Origin of the sequence: Massilia mucilaginosa (assembly GCF_011682145.1) — a bacterium.
Classification (GTDB): domain Bacteria; phylum Pseudomonadota; class Gammaproteobacteria; order Burkholderiales; family Burkholderiaceae_D; genus Telluria_A; species Telluria_A mucilaginosa.
On the sequence record NZ_WHJH01000010.1, the window covers coordinates 124,020 to 151,017 of the forward strand.

Here is a 26,998-nt window from a genome sequence, read left to right on the forward strand (position 1 = left end):
AGACCACAGCAAGTATCGGTTGAGGCAGCTTTCGTGGATGGAGAAGCGAAAGATACAGCCAAGACAGATGCGGGGTTGAGACAAATCGACCTCCGCAATGGCGCCTTGACCGCGCTGCAAGCGCAAACATCGTTCACTGGAAACGGCCAGGAACTGGTTTTTCACAATCCGACTTATGGCGCGCAGTGGGAGGGAGACAAACCAATTCATCGGCGCTGGCGTCGCATCCTCAAGCAGGCGGGTGTGCGCTACCGGAATCCATATCAAACCCGGCACACGTTCGCTTCAAGTTTGCTCATGCTTGGCGAGCTGCCGCTCTACGTCGCATCACAAATGGGGCACACGGACACCACGATGATCACCAGAACCTATGGGAAATGGATCAGGTCAAGACTGGACGATGGCAAAAGGGAACGACTGTTGAAGATGTATGCCCGTACCGGACAGTAACAGCAAACGCAGGAGGCAAGATGATTTTTGACTTGACGAGCGGCACGAGAGATAGGACTGCGCACTTGGCTCAAATCTGGACACAGCCCCAAATTTGCCCCATCTTCGTACTGAAATCAGATGAACCTGTTGTAAGGCCCTGATTTTTAATGAAATCTAATGGTGGGAAGTGCAAGTTTCGAACTTGCGACCCCTGCAGTGTGAATGCAGTGCTCTACCCCTGAGCTAACCTCCCGAAGCGGGGCGTATTATGACATACGTTTCGCAAAAGGTCACGCTTCTGCGTAATTTCTCCAAATACAGTTTCCCTTGACCGCCTTGTCCAGCCCGCCCAGCACGCCTTCGTGCTCGGCCAGCTCGTCCGCACTGGCGGCCAGCACGATCACCTCGGCCAGCGCCACCGCTTCCAGCAAGCCGCCACCGCCGCCGGCTTCTTCCTCGACATCCATCGACAAGCTGTTCTGTCCGCGCGTCATCGACAGGTACACATCGGCCAGCAGCTCGGCATCGAGCAGCGCGCCGTGCAGCTTGCGGTGCGCGTTCGACACGCCATAGCGGTCGCACAGCGCATCGAGCGAGTTGCGCTTGCCGGGATGCATTTCCTTGGCGTTGACCAGGGTATCGATCACCCCGCTGCAATGCTCGGTAAACGTCGGCAGCCCCAGCAGCTTGAACTCGTTGTTCAGGAACCCCAGATCGAAAGGCGCGTTATGGATGATGACTTCGGCGCCCTGGATATACTCGCGCAACTCCTGGGCAATCTCGGCGAACTTGGGCTTGTCGCGCAAGAATTCCGTGGTCAGGCCGTGCACCGCCAGCGCGCCCTCTTCCGAATCGCGCTCCGGGTTGATGTAACGGTGGAAGTTATTCCCCGTCAACATACGGTTGACCAGTTCGACGCAGCCGACCTCGATGACGCGGTCTCCCGTGCGAGGATTCAGGCCGGTGGTTTCGGTATCGAGAACAATTTGACGCATGGCATTCCGGGTGAAGAGTGAAACAAGGCGCGCAGTATAACAAAGCCAGCGCTGGCCCAGCGCGGCCCGCTTAGCGGCGCACCGTCTCCACGCCGCGGTTGGCCAGCACATCGGCGCGCTCGTTGCCCGGATGCCCGTTGTGTCCGCGCACCCACTTCCACTCCACCGCATGCTGCGCCTGGGCCAGATCGAGCGCCTTCCACAGGTCTTCGTTCTTGACCGGCTCCCTGGCCGCGGTTTTCCAGCCGCGCGCCTTCCAGCCGTGGATCCATTCCGAAATGCCCTTCTGTACATACTGGCTGTCGGTGTGCAGCACCACTTCGCACGGCCGCGTGAGGATGCTCAGCGCCTCGATCACGGCGCGCAACTCCATCCGGTTATTGGTGGTATTCAATTCGCCGCCGCAGATTTCCTTTTCGTGGCCATCGGCCACCAGCAAGGCGCCCCAGCCGCCGGTGCCCGGATTGCCCTTGCACGCACCATCGGTAAAAATCTCTACTTTACTCATCCTGGCTTTCTCTACTTTCGCTGTCTTTACTTCCGATTGGTGGCAGGCACCGCTTGCGGGGCCGACGCCGATTTCTTGTTCCAGGCGGGACCGATCATGGTCATGCCCTTGACCCGCTTGATCGCGTGCACCATGTACACCGCGCCCAGATACGGCCACCAGCGCTGCCCGGCCGGCTCCATGAACGCATAGCGCTCCAGCCACTGCGCGGTGCGGCAAGGCGGCGCGTAACAGCCGAAATGGCTGCGGCTCACGCCCAGATTGAGCAATTTTAACCAGTCTTTCATACGCGGCATAGAAATGAATTCCCCCGCCGCCGGCAGGTAGGACGAGCGCGTCACCCTGTGCAAACCCTGGCGCATGCCCCACAAACTGGCCGGATTGAAGCCGCAGATAATCAATTGGCCCTCGGGAATGAGCACCCGCTCGACCTCGCGCAGCACCTGGTGCGGCTCGGCCGCAAATTCGAGCACATGCGGCATCACCACCAGGTCCAGGCTTTGCGAAGCGAACGGCAACTCGGCAAAATCGAGGGCCACCGCAATCTGGCGCTTGCCCGCGCCCAGCGCCACCTGCTCGCGCGTCGAGGTGCGGGTGGCCGCCTGCCACTTGTTCGGCATGCGGTTGGCGGCCAGCGCGTCGATCTGCGGCAGGCCGATCTGCACCGCGTTATAGCCGAAGATATCGGCCGTCAGCTCGTCGAGACAAGCCTGCTCCCACGCGCGCACGTAAGCGCCGGCCGGCGTCTGCAGCCAGCCGTCGAGCGCTATAATGGACTTTTCGGATGCCGCGCTATCCATGCCCCCCCCTTTGCCGACACCTTCACTATGACGAATCCGACGCACCGCCCCTTGAGCGTGCTCGCCGTCCCCGCGTTCAAGGACAATTACCTGTGGCTGATCCATGATGGCGTGCACGCCGCCGTGGTCGACCCCGGCGACGCCGCGCCCGTCATCGCGGCCCTGGCCGCGCATCATCTCACGCTCACCACCATTTTACTCACCCATCATCATGCTGACCACATTGGCGGCGTACCGGACCTGCTCGCGCACGCTTCGGTGCCGGTTTACGGTCCGCGCGCCGAAGCCATCGCCACGGTCACCGTGCCGCTCGACGATGGCGAGCTGGTCGAGGTGCCCGGCCTGCCGCTGGCGCTGCGCGTGCTATCCGTGCCCGGCCACACCCTGGGCCACATCGCGTTCTTGCGCGAACAGGCCGAAGAAAAATGGCTGTTCTGCGGCGACACGCTCTTTGCCGGCGGATGCGGCCGCTTGTTCGAGGGCACGCCCGGGCAAATGCGCGCCTCGCTGGCCCGCTTTCTGGACTTGCCCGACAACACCGCCGTGTACTGCGCGCACGAATACACCCTCGCCAACCTGCGCTTCGCCGCCGCCGCCGAGCCGTCCAACGCGCTCATCGCCGAGCGCATCGACACCGAGACCGCCAAACGCGAGCGCGGCATTCCCACCGTCCCGACCACCATCGGCCTCGAAAAATCCACCAACCCGTTCCTGCGCGACGAGCAGCCCGGCATCGTCGCCAACCTGGTCGCGCTCGGCAAACTCGCACCTCGGGCACCGCCCGGCGCCGCCTTCGCCGCCCTGCGCGCCTGGAAAAACACCTTCTAGCGGCATCCGGCGCCGCTGAAATGCGACGCCAGCAAGATTGATGTAAAGACAGCTCACCCAAGGCGCGCCATCTCGGCTAATATATTCCATAAAGAAACAGTGTGAAGATTCACATGACGAGACGACGCTCCGGCGCGGCCCGCCAGCCTGATGAAGCGACGGTGCGCTTGCGCCGTCTCGTCCATGGCCCGGCGCCGCACCACCGATAACCGGCCGCCGCCGGCCATGCCGTTTGCCGCGCCGCCCGATCCGGCCCTGCGCGCTTTCCTGCTGCGCCTGTCCGCCGCACTGGCCGGCTCGCTGGTCCCTGGCGCACCCGCGCACGCGCACGTCACCGCAAGCGACCCGGCGGCCCAGCAAGCCATCGGCGTGCTGTATCCCGACATTCCCGATCCCCTGCGCAAAGTGTTCACCGACATCATCAAAGGCATCGAGGAGCAGTTGCAGCAGCGCGTGCACGCCTGGCCGCTCGCGCCCGAACACGACCCCAACGAACTGGCCGCCGGGATCAAGCGCCACGGCGTGCGCGTGGTGGTCGCCCTCGGCCGCCAGGGCTTGCGCGCGGCCGCCGCGCTCGACCCGGCGCTCGGCGTGGTCGTCAGCGGCATCTCGTCCCTGCCCGACGCCGAGCGGCACACCGGCATTTGCCTCTCTCCCGACCCGGCGCTGCTGTTCGCGCGCCTGCGCAGCCTGGCCCCGGCCGTGCGCCGCGTGGCGGTGATCTACAATCCGCGCCACAACGAATGGCTGCTGCGCCTGGCGCGCGACGCGGCGCGCCTGCACGGCATCGACCTGGCCCCGCTCGAAGCGTTCGATCTGGCCGGCGCCGCGCGCCTGTACCGCGGCGTCTTCGCCGACGCCGACGGGCGCCGCGATGCGCTCTGGCTGCCGACCGACCCCACCACCGTCGACGACACCACGATCCTGCCGCTGGTGCTGCGCGAAGCGTGGGACCGCGCGCTGCCGGTTTTTTCCAGCAGCTTCGCGCACGTGCGCAAAGGCGTGCTGTTCGCGCTCTACCCCAACCACACCGAACTCGGACGCAACCTTGGCAATCTGGCCACAGGCCTGATGAGCGCCTACCCGCCGCCGCGCGCCATGCTGCCGCTGCGCGAGGTGCACGCCGCCCTCAACCTGCGCACCGCCAGCCACCTCGGCATCGCCACCAGCGCCGTGGTGCAGCACACCTTTCAATTCCTCTACCCCGAGCCCTGACCGGAAATTTTAGTCGAAGCGTCAAAATTCTTTCTTCCGAGCTACTTCGGTGACGTATACTGCATGTTGATGTCTGCCCACATGCGTGGCTGCTTGCAAATTAACCGGACCACGCGTCCCCGCTGTACGCAATGACTACTCTCTTTTTCAACGCCCGCCGCTGGCTGTGCGCGGCTCGCCGCGTGCCTGCGCTGGCGCTGACGCTGGTGGTCCTGGCGCTGGCGGCGCCGCGCGCCGTCGCCGACGGCCTCGCGCCAGCCACGGCGGGGGCCGAGTCGGCGGCGTCGAACGCCCTGTTCGAGCGCTACGACAGCGGCGGCCAATACGACATGACACCGATCACGGTTTCCCAGCTGGAAGACCAGCTGGGCCGCCCCGACCTGCAAGCCTCGGCCGGCAAGGGCAGCATCGCGGTGCTCTATCCGAACGTGTCGGAGCCGTTTCGCAGCGCCTTTATCGGCATGATCCAGGGGATCGAAGAACGCACCCGCCTGCGCGTGCGCAGCTATCCGGTCGACGCCCGCTTCGACGCGGCCGCCCTCAACGCGCAGCTCAGGCGCAGCTGCACCAAAGTCGTCATCGCGCTCGGGCGCCAGGGCCTGAACGTGGCCGCCTCGCTCGACCGCAGCATCGTCGTGCTGGTGGGCGGCGCCCTGCTGCTGTCGGATGCCGAAATCGTCAACCTGAACGGGATCAGCCTCACCCCCGATCCGGCGCTGCTGTTCGCCCGCCTGCGCGCGCTGCTGCCCGAGATCAAACGCGTGATCGTGGTCTACGATCCGAAGAAAACCGAATGGCTGCTGCGCATCGCGCGCGAGGCGGCGCGCGAACAGGGGCTGGAACTGGCCTCGTACGAAGCGCGCGACCTGGCCCAGGCGGCCCAGACCTACAGCGCGCAGTTTGCGGCCGCCGACAGCCGGCGCGACGCGGTCTGGCTGCCGCACGACACCACCACCGTCGAAGAAGGCACCCTGCTGCCGCTGATCCTCAAGCAAGCCTGGAACAGCGGCGTGCCTATCTTTTCCAGCAATGTGCTGCACGCGAAAAAAGGCGCGCTGTTCGCCATGAGTCCCAACAACGTGGAGCTGGGCCGCTCGCTGGCCAGTTCCGCCGAGGGCGCGATCGCGGGCGAACTCAAAAAAGGCGTGCAGCCGCTGCGCGAACTGCACACCGCCATCAACCTGCGTACCGCCAGCCACATGGGCCTGACCATCGGCCACGGGCAGCAGCGCACTTTCGACCTTATCTATCCGGAGCCCTGAGTAGATGTTCCATGATTTCCTTCGCCGCACCGGATTCCGCCGCCAACTGACCGTCCTCGTTTCCGCCGCCATTCTCGGGCTGGCGCTGTTTTCCTCGCTGATGAATTCCTGGGAAGCGCGCACCCGCATGCGCGACTATTTCCTTGAACAGGGCGAGCGCATCGCGGAAAACCTGGCGCGCCAGAGCACCCTGGCGCTGCTCTACCACTCGCCCGACAACGCCCAGGACGTCGTCGCCACCACCCTCACCTTTCCCGATGTGCTGAGCGTGCAGATCAGCGACACGCGCGGCGCGGTGCTGCTCTCCAAAAGCCAGCCTGGCGCCGCACCCGCCGCCGGCATCGGGCCGGTGCCGGCGGCCCCGCAAGCGCGCCTCGCCAGCGAAACCGGCCAGGCCTGGCGCTTCACCGCACCGGTGTTCGGCGGCCAGGGCATCGCTTCGCCGTTCGACCTGCAGGAGCCGCCCAGGCAACTGCTCGGCCACGTGCACGTGGCCATCGCCAAGGACACGCTGAACCGCCTGACGCTCTCGCTCCTGGTCGGCAACCTGGTCGTCACGCTGTCGTTCGCCGCCATCCTGCTGGCGGTGGTGCGCCTGCTCACGCGCCACATGATCAACCCGCTCAATGCCCTGTCACGCCTGATGCGGCGCGCCGAGGCGGGCGAATCGGGCATGCGCGCCGAACCGGCCGGCCCGCGCGACCTGATCGACATGGCGCTGGCCTTCAACAAGATGATGAACGTGCTCGAACAGCGCGAAGCGGAGCTGAAAGACTCGCGCGACGCCGCCGTCAGCATGGCGCTGGTGAAGGCGCAGTTTGCCGCCACCGTCAGCCACGAAGTGCGCACCCCGCTCAATGGCGTGGTCGGCATGCTCGACATGCTCAAGGAAATGAGCCTGAACAAGCGCCAGGCCGAATGCGTCGACGTGGCCTGGAATTCTTCGCGCACCCTGATCGAACTGATTAACAATATCCTCGACTTCTCCAAGATGGAAGCGGGCAAGCTCTCGCTCGAAGAAGTCGACTTCGACCTGCGCAAGCTGCTCGAAGAAGTGATCGAACTGGTGGCCAAACAGGCGCAGGTGCGCGACGTCGAACTGGGCTACCTGCTGGCGCCGGGCGTGCCGCAATGCGTCAACGGCGACTCGCTGCGCCTGCGCCAGGTGCTCATCAACCTGCTCGGCAACGCCGTCAAGTTCACCGAGCATGGCGAAGTGGCGGTGTCGATCGCGCTCGCCGACGGCCCTGACTACGGCTTGCGCTTCGAAGTACGCGACACTGGCATCGGCATGAGTACCGACCAGCAGCGGCACCTGTTCCAGTCCTTCGCCCAGGCCGACCCGTCGACCACCCGCAAATACGGCGGCACCGGCCTCGGTCTGGCGATCTGCAAGCAGCTGGTCGAACTGATGGGAGGCGCCATCACGGTCGACAGCGCGCTCGGCGAAGGCACCGCCTTCACCTTCAACATCGTCTGCAAGGCCGCGCTGCAGGAACCACCCGAGCCGGCCCACCTTGAACTTGCTGGCCTGCGCGTGATCGTGGTCGACGACAGCCAGATCGTGCGCAGCTTCGTGACCCAGACCATGCAGCGCCACGGCATCGACTGCCACGGCACGCGCTGGGGCGGCGAAGCGCTGTTGCAGCTCAAGGTCGGCGCCAGCGAAGCGCGCCCGTACACCGTCGTCATGATGGACATCGGCGCCCTAGACGACGACGGCAACGACCTGGCCGGCAAAATCGCCAGCGAGTCGCCCGGCACCCTGATGCTGATCCTCGACCGCTTCGGGCCGCTCTCGGGCGGCACCCTGGTCGACGGCCATCCGTCGCTCGGCAAACCGCTGCGCGAAGAGCGCCTGCTGCAGGCCCTCAAGGACTTGCTGGCCGGGGCCAAGGCGCCGGCCATGGCCATCGCCACCGCCCTGGCCGCGCCGCCGCGCACCTCGTTCCGCATCCTGGTGGCCGAAGACAACCGCACCAACCAGATGGTCGCCGCCGGCATGCTGGCCATGAACGGCTGCGCCTGCGAATTCGCCGCCAACGGACGCGAAGCGCTGGAAGCGGCGCGCAGCGGCAATTTCGACCTGATCCTGATGGATTGCAGCATGCCGGAAATGGACGGCTACGAAGCGACCGCGCATATCCGCGCCTTCGAACAAGGCAGCGGGCGGCGCACGCCGCTGGTCGCCATGACCGCCAACACCCAGCGCGGCGACGCCGAAAAATGCCTGGCCGCCGGGATGGACGACTACCTCGCCAAGCCGATCACCCTGTTCGAACTGCGCCAGAAGCTCGATCGCTGGCTGCCGCGCGGCGAAGAACCGCGCAGCGCCGTGCGCGGCGGCGACAGCGGCGACACTGGCAAGTACGCGCCGGACAGCGGCGACAGCCCGATCGACCAGGCCATGTTCGTCAAGCTGCGCGAGATCATGGGGCCGTCGCTGGCCCAGGCGATCAGCCCCTTCCTCGAAGACACGCCGCAATACCTGCTCGACCTGGAAGCGGCGGCGCACGGCGGCGACTCCGACACCGCGCGCGCCAAGGCGCATGCCATCAAAGGCTCCTCGGGCAACCTGGGCGCGACCCACCTGGCGCAACTGGCCAAGGAAGCCGAAGACCACAGCATCGCCGGCCGTCCCGAACTGATCGTGCCGCTGCTCGCGCGCCTGCGCGTGGCCTACAATGCGGTCGCCAGCGCCCTCGCGCTTGAAGTCACGGGCGACGACACGGCCGGCCAGGGCAGCGCCGACGACGTGCCGCAAGTGCTCATCGTCGACGACGACCGCAGTACCCGCAGCACCTTGCGCTACACCTTGCAGCGCGACGGCTTCAAGGTCGAAGAAGCGGCCGACGGCGCCCAGGCCCTGATGATGCTCAAGCGCTTCCAGCCCGACGTGGTGCTGATGGACGCGGTGATGCCGGTGATGGACGGCTTCACGGCCTGCGCGCGCATGCAGGAACTGCCGGGCGGGAGCAGCATTCCGGTTCTGATGATCACCGCGCTGGAAGACAATTCCTCGGTCGAGCGGGCCTTCGCGGCCGGCGCCAGCGACTATATTCCGAAGCCGATTCACTATGCGGTCCTGTCGCAGCGGGTGCGCCGCATCATCGAGGCCAACCGCGCCGAGAAGCGCATCCGCCACCTGGCCTTCAACGACCTGCTGACCGGGCTGCCGAACCGCACCCTGTTCTTCGACCTGCTGGGGCAGGCGGTGGACCAGGCGCGCGTGGGCAAGACCTCCCTGGCGGTGCTGTTCCTGGACCTGGACCGCTTCAAGTACGTCAACGACAACCTCGGGCACGACGTCGGCGACCGCCTGCTGGTGGCGGTGGCGCAGCGCATCCGGCGCGCGGTGCGCAGCATCGACATGGTGGCGCGCCTGGGCGGCGACGAATTCACGGTGGTGCTGGGCGACGTCGACGGCCCGGCCCCGGCAGCCGCCGCCGCGCAGACCATCTGCCGCGTGCTGGCCGCGCCGTTCCAGATCGACGGCCACGATATTTTTGTCACCAGCAGCGTCGGCATCGCCATGTATCCGTTCGACGGACTCGATGTGCCGACCCTGGTCAAGCGCGCCGACAGCGCCATGTACCGGGCCAAGAAGACCAATACCGGCTTCCAGTTCTACGAAGCGTCGATGGAACAGGCGATTTCGGAGCATGTGCGGCTCGAGAGCGACTTGCGGCGCGCGCTCGAGCGCAACGAGCTCGAAGTGTTTTACCAGCCGCAGGCGCGCTTCGACAACCAGCGCATCATCGGCATGGAGGCGCTGGTGCGCTGGAAGCACCCCACCCGCGGCATGGTGCCGCCGGTCGAATTCATTCCGCTGGCCGAAGAAACGGGCTTGATCAATCCGCTCGGCGAATTCGTGCTGCGCACCGCCTGCGCCCAGCTCAAGGCGTGGATCGACCAGGGCCTGCCGCCGATGCGGGTGGCGGTGAATTTGTCGGTGCGCCAGCTGCTGCAAAAGAACTTTGCCGATACGGTCGAAGCGGTCCTGGTCGAATCCGGCCTGGCGCCCGATTTGCTGGAACTGGAGATCACCGAGAGCACCCTGATGGAACACGCGCAGGATACGCTCAAGGCGCTGCACCGTTTGCGCGGGCTGGGCGTGCGCTTGTCGATCGACGATTTCGGGACCGGCTATTCGTCGCTGTCGTATCTGAAGCGCTTCCCGGTCGATATCATCAAGATCGACCGCTCGTTCGTGGCCGATGTGCCGCACGATGCGGACGACGCGGCGATCATCGCCGGCATCATCGCGCTGGCGCACAGTTTGCGGCTGGAGGTGGTGGCGGAGGGAGTCGAGACGCAAGCGCAGCTCGACTACCTGCGCGCGCAGCATTGCGATTTGCTGCAAGGGTGGTACCTGGCGCCGGCCATGCCGGCCGATCAGTTTGCGGAGATGATCATCAAGCGCGAAGCGATGGTGCTGCGGGTGTGAGCGGCGCAGGGCCGACAGCGGCGCATCAGTGAGCGAAAGGCGCGTGGAAACAGCGGCGCTGTGTACCACGGCCGCGACAGCCGGCACAATATATCGTGTTTACTTTTTTGCATGATGGCCTTTGTGTTACCGTCTGTGCTACCGCCGTCGCTGAACGAAAGGATATCGCATGCGATTCCCGCCTCCTGCCGCACTGTGTTTCCTTACCCTGTTCGCGACTGCGCTGCCGGCGCAGGCCGATTCGGGCCGGGTCGACGTCCACATCCACATCCACCATGTCAGCATCGAACTGGTCGACCTGGAACCCGGTGACGGTATCGCGCCCGGCGTCGCCTGGGGTGATCGCACGGGTCGCGGCAATGTCTATCTGGGCGAGGGTCCGTACGGGGCCAGCGACGAGTTGCTGGGGCCGGGCCGGATCGCCTTGTCCAGTCGCGCCAGCGCATCGTCGTTCGAGGCTGGCGAGACGTCGTGGCGCCTGCACGCTTCCTCGGCCGCCCGGATCACGGGCGCCACCTATGTCGGCGGCTTTTTCGACGCCCGCATGTCCTTCACGCTCACACCCCATACCGGCATGTTCGTGCGCGCCATCGCCGACGCCGATGCGGCAAGCGATGTTGCCCGATCGTCCCTGCTGGTCCACGCCGGCATCGGCGCGTACGCGGGCGCGTCGAGCTTTTTCGACTCCTTGACCAGCAGCGAGCCGCTGTCGACTTCCCACCCCCTGTTCGGCTACGTGCACTCGGACGCCGACGGCAGCCTCGGCGGCATCGAAATCAGGGGCTCCAGCGCGATCCTGATAGCGGCCGAGCCGCCGATTCCGGGAATACCGGAACCGTCAAGCTGGGCTTTGCTGGCAGCCGGGCTTGGCGTGCTGGCTGTCGCCCGCCGCACGGCGCGCCGGCGCGGGGCAAGGGTCGGCTAATCGAACAACGCCAGGGAGACGCCATGCGCACTGTTCTTCATGTCCTGGCCCGTTGCCGCCAGCTGGCCGTCGCCGCACTGGCGACCCTGCTGGCCAGTCCGGCGGCGCACGCCGGCGAGCGCACGGTAATGGACATCCATCTGCACGACATCAAGATTGCGCTGATCGACCTCGACCCGCTCGACGGCATCGCCCCTGCGGTTACGTGGGGCGCGCAAGCGCTCTATTCGACTCTCGCGCTCACCGATGGAGCGCTCAACGAGACCCGCGTCCTGCATGAAGCGGGCGCGATGGCGCTGGCCGGCCCGCACATCGCGGCCAGCACGCAGGCCGGCGCCGACAGCTGGCGCATATCCTCCAGCGGCGATCCGCGCGCCGGCTACATGGCCGGCGCCTACACGGCGGCGATCGCGAGCATCGACTTCGTGCTGGCGCCGCATACCGCCATGCTGGTCAGCGCCGTGGCCGACCTGCATGCCGAGAACCATGCACCCGACGCCTACCTCTGGCGCAGCGTCAGCCTGACCGGCTCCCTGTTCCGCAACGTCGATGGGGTCCAGACCTGGGCCCGGTTCGAGGACCGGCGCGAGAATCTTGCACCGATGTCCGAGCGCTATCGGCTGGCCGGGGCTTTGCATGCCGGTGACAACGCGAGCGCCGGCACATTGACCTTGAGCGCCGCCACCTCGTTCGTCTTTTTTCACCAGGCCACGCCGGTGCCGGAACCTGCACACTGTGCGATGTTACTGGCGGGGCTGGGCGTGCTCGCGGGGGCGCGCCGGCAACGACGCGCAGGTGCCGGCAAGACCGGCACCCGCGCGTACTAGATTTCCTCGTACAGCGGCAAGGTCAAGAACTCCGCGAACGATTCCGACGTCGACATCTCTTCGAAAATCACCGCGGCGCGCACGTACGTCGGGTTATCCCCGTTCGGCGCGACTTCCTTGACCTTCGCCAGTTCCTCCGGAATCATCGCACGCACCATATCGGCGCTGACCTTGCGGCCGTCGTCGAGCACACCCTTGGTCGAACGAATCCACTGCCAGACCTGCGAACGGCTGATCTCCGCCGTGGCCGCGTCTTCCATCAGGTTATGAATCGGCACGCAGCCGTTCCCCGCGAGCCAGCTGCCCAGGTAATGAATCCCCACGTTGATGTTGTAGCGCAGGCCCGCTTCCGTGATCGGCGCTTCCGGCTTGAAGTCCAGCAGTTCGGCCGCCGTCACCGCGATATCGGGCCGTTGCTTGTCGATCTGGTTCGGCTTATCGCCCAACACCTTCTTGAATTCGCCCATCGCCAGTTCCACCAGGCCCGGATGCGCAACCCAGCCGCCGTCGTAGCCGTCGGTCGCATCGCGCGCCTTGTCGTTGCGTACGCCGCCCATGGCGATCTCGTTTTTCTCGGGATCGTTCTTGATCGGGATCAGCGCCGCCATGCCGCCGATGGCCGGCGCGCCGCGCTTGTGGCAGGTTTTCAGCAGCAGCAAGGCGTACGCGCGCATGAACGGCGATGTCATCGTCACTTTCGGACGGTCGGCCAGGCAGAAGTCCTTGTCGAGCTTGAATTTTTTGATGCACGAGAAGATGTAGTCCCAGCGGCCCGCGTTCAAACCGGCGCTGTGTTCGCGCAGTTCGTACAGGATTTCGTCCATCTCGAAGGCGGCCAGGATCGTTTCGATCAGCACCGTCGCCTTGATGGTCCCCTGCGGCAGGCCCAGTTCCTGCTGCGTCATGACGAAAATATCGTTCCACAAGCGCGCTTCGAGGTGCGATTCCATCTTCGGCAGGTAAAAATACGGACCGGCGCCGCGCGCCAGCTGCTCTTTGGCGTTGTGGATCATGAACAGCGCGAAGTCGAAAATCCCGCCCGAGACACGCTTGCCATCGACCAGCACGTGCTTTTCGTCGAGGTGCCAGCCGCGCGGACGCACGACCAGGGTCGCGATCTTCTCATTGAGCTTGTACACCTTGCCGTTCTGTTCGAGCGAAATCGTGCGGCGCACGGCGTCGCGCATATTGATCTGGCCCGTGATCTGGTTGTCCCAGTTCGGCGTGTTCGAGTCTTCGAAGTCGGTCATGTAGCTGTCGGCGCCCGAATTGAAGGCGTTGATGACCATCTTGCGCTCGACCGGGCCGGTGATTTCGACGCGGCGGCACTCCAGCGCCGGCGGAATCGGGGCGATCTTCCAGTCGCCGGCGCGAATCTGCGCGGTTTCCGGCAAAAAGTCGGGACGTTCGCCGGCGTCGAGACGCTTTGCGCGTTCCACGCGCGCCCCCAAGAGCTCCTGGCGGCGCGGTTCGAACGCGCGCGTCAGGCGCGCCACCAGGGCCAGCGCCTCGGAGGTCAGAATCTGCTCGTAGCCAGGCTTGATTTCGGCGCTGATTTCCATGCCGGCGGGGATATTGATAGTCATGCGTGCTCCTGTAGAAGATAAGAATGCAAATTGGCGTTTCGTCTGTCATCTAGTATATTCACTAACTGGTAGCTAAACGAGACAAAAAATACATTCATCTGTGCGTTTTTGTCACAGATGGATGGCAACATCCGAGGAGTGGTACATGGGGCAGTTCCGTCAACTATCCACCTTCGTCGACGTGGTCGCGCGCGGCAGCCTGTCGGCGGCGGCGCGCGCCGAAGGCATTGCGCCGGCCATGATCGGGCGCCGGCTCGACGCGCTCGAAGCGCGCCTCGGCGTCAAGCTCCTGCAGCGCACCACGCGCAAACTCGCCCTCACCGACGAAGGCGCGGCCTTTCTCGAAGATTGCCAGCGCATCCTGGGCGAACTCGAAGAAGCCGAATCGGCGGTCGCCGAGCGCAGCGCGCGCGCCAGCGGCCACCTGCTGGTGTCGGCGCCGGCCGGCTTCGGGCGCCAGCACGTCGCGCCCCTGCTGCCGTCGTTTCTGGCCGAGCACCAGGACGTCACGGTCAACCTCAACCTCAACGACCGCGTGGTCGACGTCGTCGGCGAAGGGGTCGATGTGGCGATCCGCATCGCCAGCCTGTCCGATTCGAGCCTGGTGGGCGTCAAGCTGGCCGATAACCAGCGCGTGCTGGTCGCATCCCCGGCCTACCTGAAACGCCACGGCGTCCCCGACACCCTGGCCGATCTGGCGCGCCACAACTGCCTGGCGATCAGCAGCGAAGGCAGCCAGCGCGGCTGGACTTTCCGCGACAGCGGCAAACTGGTGACCTTGAAAGTGGCGGGCAATATGGTCTGCAACGATGGCGAAGTGCTGCACGATTGGGCGCTGGCCGGCAAAGGCTTGGCGTGGCGCTCGATGTGGGAAGTGGGAACCGAGATCGAAGCGGGAAAACTGTGCACGGTGCTGGACGCTTTTGCGGCGCCCGGCAACGACATCCACGCGGTGTTCGCGCAGCGGCGCCACCTGCCGCTGCGGATTCGCGCGTTTGTGGACTTCCTGCGCCGCACCTATGCGCAGCCGGATTACTGGCGTTCCTAGAGAGGGACCCGACAACGCCATCGGCCCGCGCGAGGCGGGCCGACGAAAAGCACGACAAAAAAAATCCCCGGAAACCGAGGATTTTTTGTCGTTGATTCAGCGATTAGATTGGCTGAATGTTCGAAGCTTGCTTGCCTTTAGGGCCAGCGGTTACTTCGAAAGAGACGCGCTGGTTCTCTTGCAAAGATTTGAAGCCGTTCGACTGAATCGCCGAGAAGTGAGCGAACAGATCTTCGCCGCCTTCATCAGGAGTGATAAAGCCAAAACCCTTCGAATCATTGAACCATTTTACGATGCCAGTTGCCATTACAATTTCCTATTTCAGTTAAGTTGGGCTTACGCCCGTTTTAGATCGTTTGACGAAGCAAGAAAGAAATGACAGACAGACTGCACAACTACCTCGAATCACAACGATCCCGCATTATACCGAATAAAACACAAAAAACACGTTCTCTGCAAAATAAACTTCCCGCTTGCCGTAAAAATTCAGAATATCAACTTTTACAACGCCGGTTTGCAGCGGCAGTCCGACAAATATAGAACATCGAGACCGCTGAAGTTTGCGCTAGATCAAACGATACGCCCACTTGCCCTTGCATGCGCGCACAATTGGCAAAAAAGAACGTGGTATGTGGTTTTCTGGCGGTATTCAGTCTGGCTGGCCGGGATATGTGGCCGCCTTGGGATCTTGCCGTGCCCACACGATGTACGCGTCGAGGGCGAGCAGCCAGTCGTTCCAGTCCTTCGGCGCGATCAGCTCGAACGCCATCAGCACCCGCAGGCGCTGTTCCAGCTGGCGCGCCTGCGCGCCGAACACGCGAAAGCCGAAGGTCGCCGCCGAGCCGGCGATGGTATGCAGGCTCTGATGCAGCTCCTTGACCAGGATCGCGTCGGCGGCGGCCGGGTCGAATTGCGCGCGCAGCTGTTCCAGGCGCGCCAGCGTGGCCGGCACGCTGGCCGCGAACTTCTCGTTGAGCGCGTGCAGGCGCGCAAAGAACTCCTGGTCGATCAGCGTGGCCATCGCGCGCCGCTTACTTGGTGCCGAAGATGCGGTCGCCCGCGTCGCCCAGGCCCGGCACGATGTACGCGTGTTCGTTCAGGTGCGAATCGAGCGAGGCCACGTACAGCTTGACGTTCGGATGCGCGTCCTGCACCACCTGCACGCCTTCGGGCGCGGCCACCAGGGCCAGGAAGATGATCTGTTCGTCGGTCACGCCGCGCTTTTTGAGCACGTCGATGGCGTGCACCGCCGAGTTGCCGGTGGCGACCATCGGATCGCACAGGATGAAGATGCGGTCGGTGGTGTCGGGCAGGCGCACCAGGTACTCGACCGGCTTGTGGGTTTCCGGGTCGCGGAACACGCCGACGTGGCCCACGCGCGCCGACGGCACCAGTTCCAGCAGGCCGTCGCTCATGCCGATACCGGCGCGCAGGATCGGCACGATCGCCAGTTTTTTACCGGCGATGACGGGTGCGTCGATGGTCACCAGCGGGGTGTCGATCTTGCGCGTGGTGAGCGGCAGGTCGCGCGTGATTTCGTAACCCATCAGCAGCGTGATTTCCTTGAGCAGCTCGCGGAAGGTGCGCGTGGAGGTGTCGCGCTCGCGCATGTGGCTCAGCTTGTGCTGGATCAGCGGATGGTTGAGGATGAACAGGTTGGGAAAGCGTGGATCTTGGTTCATGGAATTCGATTCAATCATTGTTGTCAGGGGCCTCGAAAAACCGTAGCGAGCGGCGTCGTTGTCGCTCGAGAAGCGCAGCCGTACGAAAGTACGGTGAGCATCGCAGGACTGCGCGTCCCGAGCGAAAATGACGCCGCGCAGTAGGTTTGTCGAGGTCCCCGGTTGTGGCTTGTGCCCGTATTATCTCGCAAACCGAGCGCTCGTCCGCATTTTGCGGCAATTAAGTCAGTACAGAAGCCGCTTCAAGCGGCCGGCGGCAGCGCGCGCGCCAGGATTGCCGCGCAATCGGCGCCGGCCGGCAGGCGTCCGAATGCCCCGCCCACGTCCAGCGCCACGCGCGAGGCGATGAAGGCGCCGCTGACATACGGCGGCGCGTGGCGCAGCAGCAGCGCCGCCTGCACCGCGATGACGATCCGTTCGGCCAGCCGGCGCGCGCCGTACTCGTCGCCCTGCTGGCCTTCCAGGTCGGCCAGCAGCCGTACTCTGAAAGCGTTCAATGCCGGATCGGCGTCGCCGGCCAGCGCCAGCTCGCCCGCCAGCGCAGCGCGCGCCGCCGGGGTCTTGCCGAAGGCGCGCAGCAGGTCCAGGCACATCACATTGCCGGAACCTTCCCAGATCGAATTGACCGGAAACTCACGGTACAGGCGCGCCAGCGGACCGTCTTCCACATAGCCGTTGCCGCCCATGACTTCCATCGCCTCGGCCCCGAACGCCGGGCCGCGCTTGCACAGCCAGTATTTGCCGGCCGGCGTCAGGATGCGGCCCAACAGGGCCTGGGCCGGATCGGCGCCTTCGTCGAAACAGCGCGCCAGGCGCAGCGCGAAGACGGTGGCCGCCTCCGATTCGAGCGCCAGGTCGGCCAGCACGTTCTGCATCAGCGGCTGTTCGGCCAGCGTGCGCCCAAAAGCGGACCGCTCGCGCGCGTGGTGCAGCGCGTGGGTGAGCGCCGCGCGCATGATGCCGGCGGTGCCTAGCACGCAATCGAGCCGGGTATGCCCGCCCATCTCCAATATGGTGGGAATGCCGCGCCCGACTTTGCCCACCAGCCAGCCGACGGCGTCGCAAAACTCCACCTCGGACGAGGCGTTCGAGCGGTTGCCCAGTTTATCCTTGAGGCGCTGCACGCGGATCGCATTGCGGCTGCCGTCGGGCAGGTAGCGCGGCACGAAGAAGCAAGTCAGGCCGGCGCTGCCCTCATCCCCGGTCTGCGCCAGGATCAAGTGCGCGTCCGACTGCGGCGCCGAGAAGAACCACTTGTGGCCGACGATACGCCAGGCGTTTGCGCCCTCCTCCCCGAAGCGCGCGCGCGCCTCGCCGGCGTCGAGTTGCGTGGCGCGGGTGGTGTTGGCGCGCACGTCGCTGCCGCCCTGCTTTTCGGTCATGCCCATGCCGATCAGGGCACCGGTCTTTTGCTCGATCGGCAGCGAGCGCGGATCGTACTGGCGCGACAATATCTTCGGCAGCCATTTGGCCCCGAGCGCACCGGCCTGGCGCAGCGCCGGCACCGAGGCGTAGGTCATCGTGACCGGGCATTGGGCGCCGTTTTCGACCTGCCCGAACAGCAGGTATTGGGCCGCGCGCGCCACTTGAACGCCACCCCGGGCGCCGCCCTGGCCGTCGCCCTGGTCTGGCTCCCACGGCGAGGCGTGCACGCCCGCGCCGATCATCAGCGCCATCAACTGGTGCCAGGCCGGATGGAACTCGACTTCGTCGATGCGCCGGCCGTTGCGGTCGACATTATGCAGGATGGGTTTGTTCACATTGGCCAGGCGCGCCAGCTCGAGCACCTCGGCCCGGCCCAGGCTCGCGCCGAGCGCCAGCAAGCCATCGAGCGCCCACGGCGCGCCCTCGCGCGCGACCGCCTCGCGCAAGGCCGGATCGAGCGCGAACAGGTTGACATTCCCGAATTGACTGGCCTGGTTGAAAATCGTATGCGTATCGAATGGGTTCATGGTGCGAATCGACTCAAACTCCAAAAAATATTGCGCAAAAGCAGCATTTGCAAGGCGCGTACGCCCCTGAAACGGCGCCGGTAGGCGACAATAGCGAACCACCCGGCGGCGTCGCGGCGTGCCGCGCTACAGCCTAGCCCAAAGACGAAAACAGGGCAAGAGTTGCTTTCCCGCCCGTCCGGCCTGCCGTTTTTTGCGTTCGGTCAAGCAACATCGAATGACGCACCGCACCGGCTGTTTTTGATGCATTCTGGAATCTTTCCGTGTCACGGTGGATGCCGATTTGCTAAACTAGGGCACCAGCAGCAGCGGCCAGCCCCAATACGAAGGTAACAACTTTTACAATGCGCACCAGTGCCCCCTCAGTGCCCAACGGCGACACCCTCACCGAGCTCGACCAGTTCATGGAAGCGGCCGGCGATATCGTGTTCCGTCTCGATGCGGGCGGCCGCATCAAGGCTGCCAGCAAGCGCACCGGCGCCCTGTTTTCCTTCGAGGCCGGGGCCCTGCTGACCACCCTGGTGGCCGACGCCGACCACGCCGGCCTGGGCGCGGCGCTGCAGGACGCCGCCGGCGCCCCGGCGCGCCTCGAACTGCGCATGAAGGCCCCGCACAAGGAACTCTGGTTCGACCTGCGCCTGTGCCGCCTGCAGCAAAGCGGCGGCACGCTGCTGCTGGCGGTCGGGCGCGACATCTCGGCCCAGCGCGAGATCGAAGAACGGCTGCGCCACCTGGCCACCCACGACAGCCTGACCGAGCTGCCCAACCGCCTGCTACTGTCGGACCGCATCCGCATGGTGATCGCCCACGCGCGCCGCTCGGGCCAGAACTTTTCGGTCGCCACCATCGGCCTCGATGGTTTCAAGAAGGTCAACGATGGCCTGGGCCACCCGGTCGGCGACGCCGTGCTGCGCATCGCCGCGGCGCGCCTGCGCAAGACCCTGCGCGACAGCGACACCCTGGCCCGCATCGGCGGCGACGAATTCGTCGCGGTGCTGCCGGGCACCTGCAGCGAAGCCCAGATCAAGCTGGTCACCGGGCGCCTGCTGGCGGCCCTGCAGGCCCCGTTCGAAGTCGACAAGCACACCATCTACATCGGCGCCTCGATCGGCCTGGCGCTGTTTCCCGAGCACGCCGAGGATGAAGTCCAGCTGGTCGCGCTGGCCGACGCGGCCATGTCGCGCGCCAAGGAGACCGGCAAGGCGCGCTGCCTGGTCTACAGTCCGCGCACCAGCGGCCCGCCGGAACACGATATCTCGCTCGAAGCGGCCATGTTCCAGGCCGTGCGCGAAGGCGAATTCCTGCTCTACTACCAGCCGATCGTGGACGCCGCCACGCGCCGCATCCAGGGATTCGAGACCCTGATGCGCTGGAAGCATCCGACCCTCGGCATGGTGCCGCCGGTGCGCTTCATTCCCATCGCCGAGACCAATGGCCTGATCAACCTGCTGGGGGCCTGGGCCCTGAAAGCGGCCTGCGTCCAGCTCAGGCACTTCGAGGAAGCGGCCAAGCGAGCGCTGTACATCTCGGTCAATATCAGCCCGCGCCAGTTTCGCAACGATAAATTCCTCGAGGTGCTGGACCACGCGCTCGCCTTTTCCGGCATGAGCGGCAGCCAGCTGGTACTCGAAATCACCGAAGGAACCCTGATGATCGATCCCGTGCACGCAGAATCCATCCTGCTCAAGATGGCCGAGCGGCAGGCGCGCATCGCGATTGACGATTTCGGCACCGGCTACTCCTCGCTGGCCTACCTCAAACGCTTCCCGATCTCGGTGCTGAAAATCGACCGCGCCTTCATCAAGGACCTGCCCGACGCACCCAAGGATGGTGCGATCTGCAATGCGGTGCTCGACCTGGCCAAGCACCTCGGCCTGTCGGTGGTGGCCGAAGGCGTCGAAACCGAAGCGCAGCTCGATTATCTCGACCAGCGCGGCTGCCAGTACATCCAGGGTTACCTGACCGGCAAACCGATGCCGGCCCACGCCGCCATGGCGGCCCTGAAAGAAGACCTGTACGCGTCGCTGATGCCGATCGAACCGCAAGCGGGGCTGCGATGATCGCGGGCGCCCTGCTGCACCCGGCGCCGCCCGGCCCCGCCAGCGCCGACGCCACCCTGAACCAGTTGTGGGAACGGGTGCGCCGGCGCGGCGACATGCCCGGCTTCGCCAAGGCCATCAGCGCCATCCTCGGCGCCATGCGCGGCGAGGACGAGCACCAGTTCAGCATGGCCCAGACGGTGCTGTCGGACCCGGTCCTGACGCAAAAGGTGCTGCGCCTGGCCAACAGCGGCATGTATTCGGCTTTCGGGCAGCGCATCAACACCGTCAGCAAGGCGGTGCTGGTGCTCGGCACGGAAGCCATCGGCCACCTGGCGCTGGGCCTCAAGCTGATCGAGGAACTGACGCGCGCCTCGCCCGATTCGGCCGTTGCCCACGTGGAGATGGAAAAAGCGGTGCTGGCCGGGATGGTGGCGCAGCAGGTGGCCGCCAGCGCCAGCGGGCGCGATGCCGAGGAAGCCGTGGTGTGCTCGATGCTGCACACGCTGGGGCGCATGATGATCACCTTCTACATGCCCGAGCGCTGGACCGCGCTGCAGGCGGTCGGCGGCACCGGTGGCGAAGACGCCGCCGCGCCGCCGGTGCTCGGCCTGTCGATGGAAGCCATCGGACGCGCCGCCGCCGAGCACTGGGGCCTGCCGAAGAACCTGATCGCCGGCATGCGCACGGTCGAACCGGCCCCGCGCGGCGAGGTATTCACCCACGAAGACTGGCTGGCGGCGGTATCGACCATGTCGTCCCAGTGCGCCAGCTCCCTGTGGAACGACGACGAAGCCGGCGCCGCCCAGGTGCGCGAGCTGGCCAGCAGTTTTTCGTCGATGCTCGGACTCGCGCCGGACAATATTCTGTCGGCCATCGACAAAGCCAAGGAGACCGCCGCCACCGACCTGTCGATCGCGCCGCTGGCCAAGCCGGCCGAAAAGCGCGCCGCCGACATGGCCACGCGCCGCATGCGCGCCGAAGGCAACAAGGTGCTGCTCTCGGGCGTATCGGACATGCGCGATGTCGTCGCCACGGCGAATCCGGGCCAGATGATGTCGATGGCGCTGGAAACCGTGTTCCAGGGACTGACCTTCTCGCGCGCCGTGGCCTTCTTGCGCAACCGGCGCGAGAACAAGTACATCGCCAAGATCGGCCTGGGCGACGGCACCAAGGAACTGATCGGCGCGCTCAGCTTCGACGACGCCTACAGCGCCAACGTGTTCCACGCCGCGCTGGGCAGCGACCGCGTGATCTTTGTCGAGAACGCGCAGGACGCCAAGTTCGGCGCCAAGCTGCCCCAGTGGTGGAAGGATTCGCTGTCGAACGCGCGCAGTTTCGTGATCCTGCCGCTGGCGTCGAACGGCCAGCCGGTCGGCTTCATTTACGGCGACTGGGACGACAGCTTCCCGGCGATTCACCTGAGCCAGACCGAATTCGCGCTGCTCAACGACCTGCGCTCGCTGATCGTCAAGACCGTGGTGCGGCGCCAGCAGGTGGAACTGGACGCCGCCAAGCCGCGCTGATCACCCACAGGAGTCTGCGCGGCAGAAGCTCGTCGGCCGCGCAGGCTCCTAGCGCTGCCAGCGGAACGACAGCGCCGCGCTCGCGGCGGCCGCCACCGAGAGCGCCCCGGCCAGGTAAAACACCGCCTGCGGGCCGACCTTGTCCCAGCACAGCGACATCGCCAGCCCGCCGCAGGTGCCGCCGATGCCGTAGGCAAGGCTCATGTACAGCGCCTGCCCGCGCGCCTGCAAGGGCCCGGCGAACCAGCGCTGCATCACCATCACCGAGCTTGACAGATGCGCCGCGAAGGTGGCCGCGTGCAGCAGCTGGGCCAGCGCCAGCACCGCCAGCAACTGGCCGGCGGCGCCGATCACCGGAAAACGCACGGCCGCCACCGCGAAGGCGCACATCATCACGCGCTGCGCACCGAAGCGGCGCAGCAGCGGCGCCTGGAAATAGAAGAACGCCACCTCGGCCACCACGCCGAGCGCCCACATGGCGCCGATCACCGGCTTGCTGTAGCCGGCCTGCTCCAGGTACAGCGAATAGAAGGCATTGAGCGCCATGTGCACGCCGGCCATCAGCGCGGCGGAGACGAAAAACGCGATCACCTCGCGCCGCCGCAGCACGCTCCACAAGCCCGGCGCGCCCGCGCCATGCGCCATCAGCGGCGCCTGGCCGATGCCAAGGCCGGCCGCGCCCACGCACACCAGCAGGAACAGCGCGATCCACGGCAAGGCGTTCACCCCCAGCGACTCGAGCAGCCAGCCGGCGGCCAGCACCGCCACGATGAAGCCGACCGAACCCCACATGCGCACGCGCCCGTAGTTGCTGGCGTCTCCGCGCAGGGCCGCCAGCAGCAGCGCTTCGGCCAGGGGCGCCTGCGCGCTCGAAAACAGGTTGAAGGCGACCATCACGGCGATGAACTGGAAGTACGATTCGGCGAAGAAGATGCCGCCAAAGGCGAGCAGCGCACCAAACGTGGTCAGGCGCAGCACGCGCACCCGCTGCCCGCTATGGTCGGCCAGCCAGCCCCACAGGTTGGGGCCGATGATGCGCATGACCTGGATCAGCGACATCAGCACGCCGATCTGGGGCGCGCTCATGCCGCGCGCGGCGAAGAACAGGGTGGCGTAAATGGCAAACGCGCCGACCTGCGCGTAGTACGCGAACAGGAACAGCGCGAACGGCCTCAGTTCGGACGAGCGGCGCGGCGCGGGTTGCGGCACGACGGGCACCGCAACGGCGTCAGGCAATTTTGGGCGTGTCGACCCGCACATCGCCGCACTGGGCGCGGTGCATCAGGGCGTGGTCGATCAGCACCAGCGCCAGCATGGCTTCGGCGATCGGGGTGGCGCGGATGCCCACGCACGGATCGTGGCGTCCGAAGGTTTCGACCATCACCGGTGCGCCCGCCTTGTCGATCGAGCGGCGCGGGGTGCGGATGGAGGACGTCGGCTTGATCGCGATCGACACCGTGATGTCCTGGCCGGTCGAAATCCCGCCCAGCACCCCGCCGGCGTTGTTGCCGACAAAGCCTTCCAGGGTCAGTTCGTCGCCATGCTCGGAGCCGCGCTGCGCCACCGAACGGAAACCGGCGCCGATTTCCACGCCCTTGACGGCGTTAATGCCCATCATGGCGTAGGCGATATCGGCATCGAGCTTGTCGTAGATCGGCTGGCCCAGGCCGACCGGGATATTTTTGGCCACCACGTCGATGCGCGCGCCGATCGAGTCGCCGTCGCGCCGCAGTTCGTCCATGGCCGCTTCCATGCGCGCGATCAGGGCAGTATCGCCGCTGGCGGCGAAAAACGGGTTGTTCGGCACGTGCTCCCAGGCCTCGAACGGCACCGCAATGTCGCCCAGCTGGCTCATGCAGCCCATGAAGACGGTACCGTACTGCTGGTGCAGCCATTTCTTGGCCACCGCCGCCGCGCCCACCACCGGCGCCGTCAGGCGCGCCGAGGAGCGCCCGCCGCCGCGCGGATCGCGCACGCCGTACTTGTGCCAGTAGGTGTAGTCGGCGTGGCCGGGACGGAAGCTCTCGACGATGTTGCCGTAATCCTTGCTGCGCTGGTCCTGGTTGCGGATGATCAGCATGAGCGGAGTGCCGGTGGTCTTGCCTTCGTAGACACCGGACAGGATTTCGACCGTGTCGGCTTCCTGGCGCTGGGTGACGTGGCGCGAGGTGCCCGGTTTGCGGCGGTCGAGATCGGGCTGGATGTCGGCTTCGGACAAGACCAGGCCCGGCGGGCAGCCGTCGATCACGCAGCCGATGGCCGGGCCGTGCGACTCGCCAAACGTTGTAACGGTAAACAGCTTGCCAAAAGAATTGCCGGACATGATAGGAAAGTGAGTGGCGGAAAAGCCAATTCTACCAGCCCGCGCGCATTTGCTGGCGGCGACGGCCCGGACCGGCCGCGGCGGCACCTCCGCGCCACTGGGCATTTTGTCAACTCGCTTGATCTGTTGTGCAATTTCTTTTTCTTGCTGTTAATAGATACAGTGAACCAAATTCGTGGCATGCTATGGAAAAGCAGTGGCAGTTTGCTGCCAGCCGTGCCGGCGCGCCTGCACGGACTAGCGTTCAATGCAACAATCGGACGCAGCGTCATTACCGAGAAACGCCTGGAGAAGCGACACATGCCCCCATCGAGCACGCCCTTGGACGACCTTGAGGACGACCACGACGACCTGGTATTTTTGGAAGAACACCCGGCCGCGCCCGTCAGTGCGGGGGTGGGCGGCGTATGGCGCGTGATGATCATCGACGACGACGAAGACGTGCACTCGACCACCACCTTCGCGCTCGGCAACCTCGACATGCAACAGCGTCCGCTCGAATTCGTGCACGCCTACTCGGCCGGCCAGGCGCGCGAAATGCTCAAGCACGAACACGACATCGCCGTCATCCTGCTCGACGTGGTGATGGAACAGGACGACGCCGGCCTGCACCTGGTGCGCTACATCCGCGAAACGCTCAAGCTGGCCGACGTGCGCATCATCCTGCGCACCGGGCAGCCCGGCTACGCGCCCGAAATCGACGCCATCCGCGATTTCGACATCAACGACTACAAGACCAAGTCCGAACTGACCCGCATCAAGCTGTTTACGACGGTGACGGCGGCGATCCGCTCGTACGAGCAGATACGCGCGATCAGCGCCAACCGGCGCGGGCTCGATCGCGTGGTGCGCGCCAGCACCGAGCTGATGGCGCTGCACGGCGTGCAGAACTTCGCCGCCGGGGTACTGGCGCAGATCGCCGACATCCTCGGAGTCGAGCCGAACGGGGTGCTGTGCGTGCAGGAGTGCCCGGACGGGCGCTGCCGCGAACTGCACATCATGGCCACGGCCGGGGTGTACCGCCGCCTCGGCGCCGCCAAGCTGACCGCGCTCGAAGACAGCGCCGTCGCCGCAGCCATGGAGCGGACCCTGGCGCAGCGCCGCAACATCTACGAACCGGGCGCGGTGACCCTGTTCTTCGCCGGGAAATCGAGCCGCGATTTCGCCGCCTTCCTGGCGCCGGGGCGCGTGCTGGGCGAACTCGACCAGCGCCTGCTGGAAGTCTTTTGCAGCAACGTGGCGGTGGGACTGGACAACGTGGAGCTGGTCAGCCACCTGCACAACGCCGCCTTCTACGACCAGCTCTCCAAGCTACCGAACCGCACGCGCCTGGTCGAAATCCTCGACGCCACCCTGGCCGGTCCCGCGCGCGACGACGCCACCCTGTCATTGGTCGACCTCGACCACTTCGCCGAGACCAACGACGCCCTCGGCCACCAGTTCGGCGACATGCTGCTGGTGGCCGTCGCCAGCCGCCTGCAGCAGCGCCTCGGCCAGCAGCTCACGGTGGCGCGCATCGGCGGCGATATTTTCTGCGTGCTGGGCGACGCCGCCGCCGTCAATCCGGTGCGCATCCTGGCGCTGTTCGAAACCCCGTTCTCGATCGACGGCCAGGATGTGCAGCTGTCGGCCACCCTGGGCCTGGTGCGCCTGTCGGAACACGACGGCAGCGGCGCCGACGCGCTCAAGGACGCCGACATCGCGCTCAAGCGCGCCAAGACCCAGCAGCGCGCCGGCCACTTCTATTTTTCGCGCAGCATGGGCGTGGAAATCCGCGAACGGGTGCGCATGATGCACGCGCTGCGCACCGGTTTCGCCAAGGGCGAGCTGTTCGTGGTCTACCAGCCGCAGATGGACCTGACGGCGCGCTGCCCGGTCGGCGCCGAAGCGCTGCTGCGCTGGCAGACCCCCGACGGCACCTACATTTCGCCGGACCGCTTCATCCCCATCGCCGAATATTCGGGCCTGATCATCGACATCGGCGAGTGGGTGCTGCGCAGCGCCTGCCACGAACTGGTGCGCCTGCGCGACGCCGGGCACCGCCAGTTCACGATGTCGGTCAACGTCTCGCAGGTGCAGTTCCGCCACCCCTACTTCCTCGACATGCTGCGTTCGGCGCTGGAAGAAACCGGCGCCCCGCCCGAATTCATCGAACTCGAAATCACCGAGTCGATGGCGATGGAAGAGCCGGACCTCCTGATCAAGATGCTGGGCCAGATCAAGCACACCGGGGTGTCGATCGCGATCGACGATTTCGGCACCGGTTTCTCGTCGCTGTCGTATTTGCAGCGGCTGCAGGTCGACCGGCTCAAGATCGACCGCGCGTTTGTCACCGAAATCACGCATTCGGCGCGCGGCAGCAGCATTGCCGAAATGGTCATCCAGCTCGGGCGCAACCTGGGCCTGTCGGTGATCGCCGAAGGGGTCGAGGATGAACGCCAGGCCGCCATTTTGCAGTCGCTCGGCTGCCCGCTGGCGCAAGGCTTCCTGTTCGCGCGCCCGATGGCCACGGCGGCGCTGTACGAGTGGCTCAACGAAGAAAGCGGGACCGGCGCCGCCCGAGCCGATGGCCGGCCCATGGGTACGCCCCCGCTAAAATAGCC

21 protein-coding genes and 1 tRNA gene are annotated in these 26,998 nt (G+C 65.6%); 11 read left to right on the forward strand and 11 right to left on the reverse strand.

Features of this window, described 5'->3' with window-relative positions:
* Nucleotides 1–33 precede the first annotated feature (33 nt).
* Nucleotides 34–450 carry a tyrosine-type recombinase/integrase gene (locus F2P45_RS11595; protein ID WP_166874506.1) on the forward strand — a complete coding sequence of 139 codons (417 nt, stop codon included), beginning with the start codon at nt 34–36 and terminating at the stop codon, nt 448–450.
* 160 nt (nt 451–610) lie between these two features.
* On the opposite strand, the gene F2P45_RS11600 is transcribed toward F2P45_RS11595, so the two are convergent.
* The 4 genes from F2P45_RS11600 to F2P45_RS11615 form a co-directional block, all read right to left on the reverse strand.
* Nucleotides 611–685 (reverse strand) — tRNA-Val (locus tag F2P45_RS11600).
* Nucleotides 686–722: 37 nt separating this feature from the next.
* Nucleotides 723–1,427 carry a DNA polymerase III subunit epsilon gene (gene dnaQ, locus F2P45_RS11605; RefSeq protein WP_166874509.1) on the reverse strand — a complete coding sequence of 235 codons (705 nt, stop codon included), beginning with the start codon at nt 1,425–1,427 and terminating at the stop codon, nt 723–725.
* Between the two features lie 70 nt (nt 1,428–1,497).
* The gene (gene rnhA, locus F2P45_RS11610) at nt 1,498–1,935 is read right to left on the reverse strand and encodes a ribonuclease HI (RefSeq protein ID WP_054267947.1); all 438 of its coding nucleotides are present in this window, start codon (nt 1,933–1,935) and stop codon (nt 1,498–1,500) included.
* A gap of 26 nt (nt 1,936–1,961) precedes the next feature.
* On the reverse strand, nt 1,962–2,735 hold the full coding sequence (locus tag F2P45_RS11615; RefSeq protein WP_166874512.1) for a class I SAM-dependent methyltransferase: 774 nt from the start codon (nt 2,733–2,735) through the stop codon (nt 1,962–1,964).
* Between the two features lie 27 nt (nt 2,736–2,762).
* On the opposite strand from F2P45_RS11615, the gene gloB reads away from it, so the two are divergent.
* From gloB to F2P45_RS11645, 6 genes are all read left to right on the forward strand, one after another.
* Nucleotides 2,763–3,563 (forward strand): hydroxyacylglutathione hydrolase, encoded by an 801-nt coding sequence (gene gloB, locus F2P45_RS11620; protein WP_166874516.1) that lies wholly within the window; start codon nt 2,763–2,765, stop codon nt 3,561–3,563.
* A gap of 150 nt (nt 3,564–3,713) precedes the next feature.
* Nucleotides 3,714–4,778, forward strand: coding sequence for an ABC transporter substrate binding protein (locus F2P45_RS11625; protein WP_229505031.1), 1,065 nt, complete (start codon nt 3,714–3,716; stop codon nt 4,776–4,778).
* A 131-nt stretch (nt 4,779–4,909) separates the two neighbouring features.
* Entirely contained in the window at nt 4,910–6,040 is a 1,131-nt protein-coding gene (locus F2P45_RS11630) for an ABC transporter substrate binding protein (RefSeq protein ID WP_166874518.1), read from the forward strand.
* Nucleotides 6,041–6,044: 4 nt separating this feature from the next.
* A complete protein-coding gene (locus F2P45_RS11635) occupies nt 6,045–10,487 on the forward strand; it encodes an EAL domain-containing protein (RefSeq protein ID WP_166874519.1) in 4,443 nt (1,480 codons plus the stop codon).
* A gap of 169 nt (nt 10,488–10,656) precedes the next feature.
* Nucleotides 10,657–11,412: a PEP-CTERM sorting domain-containing protein gene (locus tag F2P45_RS35645; RefSeq protein ID WP_223164721.1), complete on the forward strand. Its 756-nt coding sequence runs from the start codon at nt 10,657–10,659 to the stop codon at nt 11,410–11,412.
* Between the two features lie 23 nt (nt 11,413–11,435).
* Nucleotides 11,436–12,239 carry a PEP-CTERM sorting domain-containing protein gene (locus F2P45_RS11645; protein ID WP_166874521.1) on the forward strand — a complete coding sequence of 268 codons (804 nt, stop codon included), beginning with the start codon at nt 11,436–11,438 and terminating at the stop codon, nt 12,237–12,239.
* On the opposite strand, the gene aceB is transcribed toward F2P45_RS11645, so the two are convergent.
* The gene (aceB, locus tag F2P45_RS11650; protein ID WP_166874523.1) at nt 12,236–13,825 is read right to left on the reverse strand and encodes a malate synthase A; all 1,590 of its coding nucleotides are present in this window, start codon (nt 13,823–13,825) and stop codon (nt 12,236–12,238) included. The genes F2P45_RS11645 and aceB overlap by 4 nt on opposite strands.
* 145 nt (nt 13,826–13,970) lie before the next feature.
* On the opposite strand from aceB, the gene F2P45_RS11655 reads away from it, so the two are divergent.
* Nucleotides 13,971–14,873 (forward strand): LysR family transcriptional regulator, encoded by a 903-nt coding sequence (locus F2P45_RS11655; RefSeq protein ID WP_166874586.1) that lies wholly within the window; start codon nt 13,971–13,973, stop codon nt 14,871–14,873.
* A gap of 103 nt (nt 14,874–14,976) precedes the next feature.
* On the opposite strand, the gene F2P45_RS11660 is transcribed toward F2P45_RS11655, so the two are convergent.
* The 4 genes from F2P45_RS11660 to F2P45_RS11675 form a co-directional block, all read right to left on the reverse strand.
* Nucleotides 14,977–15,180, reverse strand: coding sequence for a cold-shock protein (locus F2P45_RS11660; RefSeq protein WP_010398811.1), 204 nt, complete (start codon nt 15,178–15,180; stop codon nt 14,977–14,979).
* Nucleotides 15,181–15,522: 342 nt separating this feature from the next.
* A complete protein-coding gene (locus F2P45_RS11665; protein WP_166874525.1) occupies nt 15,523–15,894 on the reverse strand; it encodes an Hpt domain-containing protein in 372 nt (123 codons plus the stop codon).
* 10 nt (nt 15,895–15,904) lie between these two features.
* Complete coding sequence (gene upp, locus F2P45_RS11670) at nt 15,905–16,555, reverse strand: uracil phosphoribosyltransferase (RefSeq protein ID WP_166874527.1); 651 nt, start codon at nt 16,553–16,555, stop codon at nt 15,905–15,907.
* Nucleotides 16,556–16,797: 242 nt separating this feature from the next.
* A complete protein-coding gene (locus F2P45_RS11675) occupies nt 16,798–18,507 on the reverse strand; it encodes an isovaleryl-CoA dehydrogenase (protein WP_166874529.1) in 1,710 nt (569 codons plus the stop codon).
* Between the two features lie 344 nt (nt 18,508–18,851).
* Here F2P45_RS11675 and F2P45_RS11680 point away from each other — a divergent pair, with 344 nt between their 5' ends.
* Both F2P45_RS11680 and F2P45_RS11685 read left to right on the forward strand, forming a co-directional pair.
* Nucleotides 18,852–20,567 (forward strand): putative bifunctional diguanylate cyclase/phosphodiesterase, encoded by a 1,716-nt coding sequence (locus F2P45_RS11680; RefSeq protein ID WP_229505032.1) that lies wholly within the window; start codon nt 18,852–18,854, stop codon nt 20,565–20,567.
* The gene (locus tag F2P45_RS11685) at nt 20,564–22,072 is read left to right on the forward strand and encodes an HDOD domain-containing protein (RefSeq protein WP_229505033.1); all 1,509 of its coding nucleotides are present in this window, start codon (nt 20,564–20,566) and stop codon (nt 22,070–22,072) included. Before F2P45_RS11680 ends, F2P45_RS11685 begins: the two co-directional genes overlap by 4 nt.
* Before the next feature lie 48 nt (nt 22,073–22,120).
* Here F2P45_RS11685 and F2P45_RS11690 read toward each other — a convergent pair whose 3' ends face one another.
* Nucleotides 22,121–23,281: an MFS transporter gene (locus tag F2P45_RS11690; RefSeq protein ID WP_370663235.1), complete on the reverse strand. Its 1,161-nt coding sequence runs from the start codon at nt 23,279–23,281 to the stop codon at nt 22,121–22,123.
* 19 nt (nt 23,282–23,300) lie between these two features.
* Nucleotides 23,301–24,395: a chorismate synthase gene (gene aroC / locus F2P45_RS11695; RefSeq protein ID WP_166874533.1), complete on the reverse strand. Its 1,095-nt coding sequence runs from the start codon at nt 24,393–24,395 to the stop codon at nt 23,301–23,303.
* Between the two features lie 300 nt (nt 24,396–24,695).
* Between aroC and F2P45_RS11700 the strand changes: the two genes are divergently transcribed.
* The gene (locus F2P45_RS11700; RefSeq protein WP_166874535.1) at nt 24,696–26,996 is read left to right on the forward strand and encodes an EAL domain-containing response regulator; all 2,301 of its coding nucleotides are present in this window, start codon (nt 24,696–24,698) and stop codon (nt 26,994–26,996) included.
* Nucleotides 26,997–26,998: the final 2 nt, after the last annotated feature.

Bases quoted from the DNA above. Each gene is read 5' to 3' on its own strand.
- dnaQ (WP_166874509.1), bottom strand. From the start codon at position 1,427: ATGCGTCAAATTGTTCTCGATACCGAAACCACCGGCCTGAATCCTCGC.
- rnhA (WP_054267947.1), bottom strand. From the start codon at position 1,935: ATGAGTAAAGTAGAGATTTTTACCGATGGTGCGTGCAAGGGCAATCCG.
- F2P45_RS11615 (WP_166874512.1), bottom strand. From the start codon at position 2,735: ATGGATAGCGCGGCATCCGAAAAGTCCATTATAGCGCTCGACGGCTGG.
- gloB (WP_166874516.1), top strand. From the start codon at position 2,763: ATGACGAATCCGACGCACCGCCCCTTGAGCGTGCTCGCCGTCCCCGCG.
- F2P45_RS11625 (WP_229505031.1), top strand. From the start codon at position 3,714: ATGAAGCGACGGTGCGCTTGCGCCGTCTCGTCCATGGCCCGGCGCCGC.
- F2P45_RS11630 (WP_166874518.1), top strand. From the start codon at position 4,910: ATGACTACTCTCTTTTTCAACGCCCGCCGCTGGCTGTGCGCGGCTCGC.
- F2P45_RS11635 (WP_166874519.1), top strand. From the start codon at position 6,045: ATGTTCCATGATTTCCTTCGCCGCACCGGATTCCGCCGCCAACTGACC.
- F2P45_RS35645 (WP_223164721.1), top strand. From the start codon at position 10,657: ATGCGATTCCCGCCTCCTGCCGCACTGTGTTTCCTTACCCTGTTCGCG.
- F2P45_RS11645 (WP_166874521.1), top strand. From the start codon at position 11,436: ATGCGCACTGTTCTTCATGTCCTGGCCCGTTGCCGCCAGCTGGCCGTC.
- aceB (WP_166874523.1), bottom strand. From the start codon at position 13,825: ATGACTATCAATATCCCCGCCGGCATGGAAATCAGCGCCGAAATCAAG.
- F2P45_RS11655 (WP_166874586.1), top strand. From the start codon at position 13,971: ATGGGGCAGTTCCGTCAACTATCCACCTTCGTCGACGTGGTCGCGCGC.
- F2P45_RS11660 (WP_010398811.1), bottom strand. From the start codon at position 15,180: ATGGCAACTGGCATCGTAAAATGGTTCAATGATTCGAAGGGTTTTGGC.
- F2P45_RS11665 (WP_166874525.1), bottom strand. From the start codon at position 15,894: ATGGCCACGCTGATCGACCAGGAGTTCTTTGCGCGCCTGCACGCGCTC.
- upp (WP_166874527.1), bottom strand. From the start codon at position 16,555: ATGAACCAAGATCCACGCTTTCCCAACCTGTTCATCCTCAACCATCCG.
- F2P45_RS11675 (WP_166874529.1), bottom strand. From the start codon at position 18,507: ATGAACCCATTCGATACGCATACGATTTTCAACCAGGCCAGTCAATTC.
- F2P45_RS11680 (WP_229505032.1), top strand. From the start codon at position 18,852: ATGCGCACCAGTGCCCCCTCAGTGCCCAACGGCGACACCCTCACCGAG.
- F2P45_RS11685 (WP_229505033.1), top strand. From the start codon at position 20,564: ATGATCGCGGGCGCCCTGCTGCACCCGGCGCCGCCCGGCCCCGCCAGC.
- aroC (WP_166874533.1), bottom strand. From the start codon at position 24,395: ATGTCCGGCAATTCTTTTGGCAAGCTGTTTACCGTTACAACGTTTGGC.
- F2P45_RS11700 (WP_166874535.1), top strand. From the start codon at position 24,696: ATGCCCCCATCGAGCACGCCCTTGGACGACCTTGAGGACGACCACGAC.